The following is a 4999-nucleotide window of genomic DNA, read 5'->3' as shown; positions in this document are numbered from 1 at the left end:
GGCTCGCTCCCACACAGGACCTGTGGCCTACACAAAACCAATGTGGGAGCGAGCCTGCTCGCGAAGGGGCCAGCTCAGATACCCTCAACCTGCGCGAACGCGACTCTGAGCCGAGCCGCACTCTCGCGCTGACAATTCAACTGCACCCGCGCCAAACCCAGCCAACCCGCCATCCGCCGCAAATTCAGCGCCAGCGCCAGCCTGCCCTCCTCGTCCAGTCCCGATTCTTCCTCATGCACCGCATGCACCGCCAACTGCCCTGCCGCCCGTTCGGCACGCAGATCAACCCGCGCGGCGATCCGCTCGTTGTGCAAAAACGGCAGCACGTAATAGCCGTAAACCCGCTTGGGCTGCGGTGTGTAGATTTCCAGGCGATAGCGGAAATCGAACAAACGCTCGGTGCGGCTGCGCTCCCAGATCAGCGAGTCGAACGGCGACAGCAGCGCACTGGCAATGACCTTGCGCGGCACTTTGGGCTCCGGCAGGCAATAGGCGATCTGCCGCCAGTCGGCGATTTCACACATCTGCAATTGACCAGCTTCAACCAACTCAGTCAGACGCGGGCGCGCATCCGCAGGGTTCAGGCGAAAGTAATCGCGCAGGTCTTTTTCCGTACCAACGCCCAATGCTTGCGCCGCATGCAACAGCAAACCGCGTTGCGCCTCGGCCTCGTCCGGCGTGGGCTGTTGCAGGATCGCAGCAGGAATCACCCGCTCGGGCAAATCGTACAAGCGCTCGAAACCGCGTCGCCCCGCCACTGTGACTTCACCAGCGGCGAACAACCATTCCAGCGCATGTTTCTCGGCACTCCAGTCCCACCATGGCCCGGCCTTGTCTTCGCGGGTCGACAGACTGCCGGCACCCAGCGCGCCCCGCTCCTCAACCGCAGTCAGCACACGGCGGATGGTTTCCTGCTGTTCGCGACCAAACTTTGCCAGTTGCTGATAGATGTCTTCGCCACGCTTGGCCCGTTGCATGCGCCAGCCCAGCAACGGGTACATCGACAGCGGCAACAGCGACGCTTCATGGCCCCAGTATTCGAACAGCGTGCGCCGACGCCCCGAACTCCAGGCAGCCTGGTCGAGCAATTCAGAGGGGTAGGAACCGAGACGGGAAAACAGCGGCAGGTAGTGCGAGCGCACCACGGCATTGACGGAATCGATTTGCAGCAGGCCCAGCCGTTCGATCAGCCGGTTGAGATGACTGGCATTGACGTTCGGCGGCTGGCGCCCGTTGAACCCTTGGGCAGCCAGCGCCAGACGTCGCGCCTGTTTGAGGGAAAAGGACACTGTCGCGGGCATTTATTCCTCCATGTCTGCTCGCAACCTACCTCACCTGAAAGGGGTTTGTGTAGCGATAGCCTCATCATTTATGCATCGGGTCGTCCCAGAACGGCCGCACGGTTTCATGCTCCACATCGGCGCGGCTGATGCCGATGTCCTTCAGCGCTTCGTCGCTGAGCCCGGCGAGCATTTCCCGCTCGCGATGTAACTCGTACCAGCGGCTGAATTTGTGCAGCAGATCGGACACGATATGGCCATGGCCGGACAGCTGTTCTTCGCTTGCATACTCTCTTTGACCTTTCATCGTCTTGCCTCCTTTTGTGGATGGCTCAAGTCTCGCGCTGGCGCTAAGATCAATCCAACGAATGTTTCTGATGGCATGCATCACGGAGATTCATCAATTGTCCGCCTACCCCAGTATCGATACCGATGTCCTGCGCACCTTCGTCGCGATTGCCGATCAGGGCGGTTTCACCCGTGCCGGCGAGATGGTCAACCGCACCCAGTCGGCGGTGAGCATGCAGATGAAACGTTTGGAAGAAGACGTGTTGCAGCGCCAGCTGTTCGAGCGCGATGGCCGTCAGGTGCGCCTGACGGCAGAAGGCCAAGTGCTGCTCGGTTATGCGCGGCGCATCCTCAAACTGCACAGTGAGGTGTTCAACACCCTGCGCGAGCCGCACATGGTCGGCACCGTGCGCATCGGTACGCCGGATGATTATGTGATGCGTTTTCTGCCGGGAATCCTGTCGCGGTTCGCGCAGTTCTATCCGCTGATCCAGATCGAGGTGCATTGCGAGTCGAGCAAGCAGTTGCTGCAACGCACCGATCTGGACTTGTCGATCGTCACCCGTGAGCCGGGCAACGAGATCGGCCAGTTGCTGCGCAAGGAGCGCTTTGTCTGGGCCGAGGCGCAGAACTTCAGCGCCCACGAACAGACGCCGCTGCCCCTGGCGATGTTCAACAGTGATTGTTTCTGCCGCCTGTGGGCGTGCAATGCGCTGGACGCGATGGGCCGCGATTACCGCATCGCTTACAACAGCAGCAGCCTGTCGGCGCTGATGGCGGTAGTCAGCGCGGGGCTGGCGATCACCGCGCAACTGGAAAGCCTGATCACCCCGGACATGCGCATCCTTGGCGCCGCCGAAGATCTGCCGCTGCTGCCCGAGGCGAGCATCATGCTGATCCGCAATCTGAACAACCCGTCGCCGATCACCGAGTGCCTGGCCGAGCACATCGTCGAGGGCTTCAAACTTTAAACGCGAGCATCACCGCACACAGCACGAGGAAGCCGCAGAACAGCCCGCGCAGAATTTTTTCCGGCATGGCGTGGGCAACTTTCACGCCCCAACTGATGCTGAGCAGACCTCCGACCGCCAGAGGCAGACCGATCATCCAGTCGACTTCATGGTGCACGGCGTAGGTCACCAGGGTTACACCAGTGCTCGGCAGGGCCAGCGCCAGCGACAATCCCTGAGCAACCACTTGGCTGGTGCCGAACAGGCTGGTCAGCACCGGCGTCGCCACCACTGCGCCGCCGACGCCGAACAAACCGCCCATGGTCCCCGAGGCGGCGCCGAGCACGCCCAGCCACGGCCACGAATAGCGCAGCTCGGCAGTCGGCGCTGGGCGCGGACCGAACATCTTCAACAGGTTGTAGGCCGAAAGTGCTACCAAAAAGGCGACAAATCCGATGCGCATGGTCTGCGCATCGATGCCCACCGCCCAGATCGAACCGAGCCAGGCGAAGCAGAAACCCATCACCGCCAACGGCAGCGCATGGCGCAATTCGATGCGATTACGCTGGTGATAACGCCACAGCGCCAGCATCACGTTCGGTACCACCATCACCAGTGCCGTGCCCTGGGCGATCTGCTGATCAAGCCCAAACCACACGCCAAGCAACGGGATCGCAATCAAGCCACCGCCAATGCCAAAGATCCCGCCCAATGTGCCCAGGGCGGCGCCGAACAGCAGGTACAACAGAAAATCCATCACAACGGTAGTCCTCTAACGACAGGCGGCCAATGCTACGCACTCGCGCCTAGCGGGGAAACGCATAGCAACGCACAATGGCTGTGCCGATTTTGCACAAGCGTGATTTCCATGAATCCCAACCAATTGACCGATCAGCTCGGCCTGTTTCTCGATGTGCTGGAGAGTGGCAGCTTTTCTGCCGCTTCGCGCCGCCATCCGCTGACACCTTCCGCCGTAGCCCGGCGCATCGACAGCCTGGAAAGTGCCGTCGGCAGTCAGCTGTTCGTGCGCAGCACCCATGCCGTGCTGCCGACTTCGGCCGGCCTGGCCTTTGCCGAGCGGGCGCGACGGATCATCGCCGAGTTGCAACTGGCGCGTGCCGAAGCGGTGTCATTGAGCAGCGCACCGGAAGGCCTGATCCGCATCGATGCGCCAGCAGCTTTCGGGAGGCGGCATCTGGCGCCGGTGATTGCCGATTTTCTCCTGCTGTACCCGGGACTGGATGTGCAGATGCATCTGATCGACAGCTTCAGCGACATGGCCGGCAGCAGCCTGGGCAAAGTCGATCTGGTGCTGCGTACCGGCCAGTTGGCTGACTCGCGCCTGGTCGCCACGCCATTGGCGAGCATGGTCCGCGTCGCCTGCGCCAGCCCTGACTATCTCAAGCAGCGTGGCGTGCCCGAGCACCCGGCGCAGTTGAGTGAACACGACGGGCTCGACTGGGAGGGCCTTGCGCCGCCGTTTGCCTGGAAATTCGAAGTGGACGGGCAAATGCAATTGCACCGGCCATCGCGGGTGCGCCTGAGCGCCAACAATGCCGAAGCTCTGGCGTGTGGCGCGGCGGCGGGTCTGGGCGTCGCACACCTGCCGACCTGGCTGGCCAGCGAATACTTGCTGCGCGGCGAACTGGTGCCGCTGTTTTGTGAAAATGGCCTGCCGCCGCCGGAGTCCACCGGCATTTACGCGCTGCGCATGGAACAGCAGGTCCATTCGCGCAGTCGGTTGTTGCTGGAATACCTGAAAACCCGCTTCAGCCCGGTGCCGCCGTGGGATCTGGCGCTGCAACGGCAATTCGCCCGGCACTAACGCCGGACATATTTATCTGGCGCCTTAAAGATTCGAGCGCTAGATTAAAAAACGATCAACGATCAAGGCTTTGACAATGACTTGCGAACGCGACAACTGCGACGACCTTCTGCTCGACAATCAGGCGTGCTTCGCCCTGCACTCGACCTCGCTGATGATGACCAAGGTCTACAAGCCGCTGTTGCAGGCGCTGGGCCTGACCTATCCGCAATATCTGGCGATGATGGTGTTGTGGGAGAAGGACGGTCTGACTGTCGGAGAAATCAGCGCACGCCTGCTGACCGATCCGGGATCGCTGACGCCATTGCTCAAACGCCTGGAAGCCGAAGGCCTGCTCAGCCGCACCCGCAGTCGCGAAGATGAGCGGGTGGTGATTGTCGAACTGACCGCAGCAGGCCGCGCCTTGCGTGACAAGGCGCAGACCGTGCCGCAGTGCATTCTTGGCGCCAGTGGCTTCACCCTTGAACGCCTGCAGAAGTTGCAGGCCGAGCTGCAAGCGCTGCGCGGACATCTGCAAGACAGCCTGACCTGATCCTCATTTCCGAGCACAACACTGTCCCTGTGGGAGCGGGCTTGCCCGCGATGGCGACCTGTCAGCCGACATCATTTTGCCTGACACTCCGTCTTCGCGGGCAAGCCCGCTCCCACACTAATTT

At 61.7% G+C, this 4999-nt stretch carries 6 protein-coding genes; 3 read left to right on the top strand and 3 right to left on the bottom strand.

The features are described from left to right. Positions 1–74: 74 nt before the first annotated feature. On the bottom strand, positions 75–1301 hold the full coding sequence (locus tag QMX86_RS27250; protein ID WP_273525734.1) for a winged helix-turn-helix domain-containing protein: 1227 nt from the start codon (positions 1299–1301) through the stop codon (positions 75–77). A 64-nt stretch (positions 1302–1365) separates the two neighbouring features. Continuing rightward, a complete protein-coding gene (locus tag QMX86_RS27245; protein ID WP_024013770.1) occupies positions 1366–1587 on the bottom strand; it encodes a DUF1127 domain-containing protein in 222 nt (73 codons plus the stop codon). A 97-nt stretch (positions 1588–1684) separates the two neighbouring features. On the opposite strand from QMX86_RS27245, the gene QMX86_RS27240 reads away from it, so the two are divergent. Then, positions 1685–2539: a LysR substrate-binding domain-containing protein gene (locus QMX86_RS27240; RefSeq protein ID WP_172667885.1), complete on the top strand. Its 855-nt coding sequence runs from the start codon at positions 1685–1687 to the stop codon at positions 2537–2539. On the opposite strand, the gene QMX86_RS27235 is transcribed toward QMX86_RS27240, so the two are convergent. Beyond that, the gene (locus QMX86_RS27235; protein WP_282387533.1) at positions 2529–3278 is read right to left on the bottom strand and encodes a sulfite exporter TauE/SafE family protein; all 750 of its coding nucleotides are present in this window, start codon (positions 3276–3278) and stop codon (positions 2529–2531) included. The two genes, QMX86_RS27240 and QMX86_RS27235, sit on opposite strands and share 11 nt — an antisense overlap. Before the next feature lie 108 nt (positions 3279–3386). Here QMX86_RS27235 and QMX86_RS27230 point away from each other — a divergent pair, with 108 nt between their 5' ends. Beyond that, the gene (locus QMX86_RS27230) at positions 3387–4343 is read left to right on the top strand and encodes a LysR family transcriptional regulator (RefSeq protein ID WP_016770867.1); all 957 of its coding nucleotides are present in this window, start codon (positions 3387–3389) and stop codon (positions 4341–4343) included. Between the two features lie 76 nt (positions 4344–4419). Beyond that, positions 4420–4875: a MarR family transcriptional regulator gene (locus QMX86_RS27225; RefSeq protein WP_024013772.1), complete on the top strand. Its 456-nt coding sequence runs from the start codon at positions 4420–4422 to the stop codon at positions 4873–4875. The last annotated feature ends 124 nt before the right edge of the window (positions 4876–4999 follow it).

Source organism: Pseudomonas sp. PS01270, from assembly GCF_029959775.1.
GTDB classification, from domain to species: domain Bacteria; phylum Pseudomonadota; class Gammaproteobacteria; order Pseudomonadales; family Pseudomonadaceae; genus Aquipseudomonas; species Aquipseudomonas atacamensis.
The sequence above is the reverse complement of the archived record's forward strand: the minus strand, read 5'-3'. Positions and strand labels throughout refer to the sequence as shown.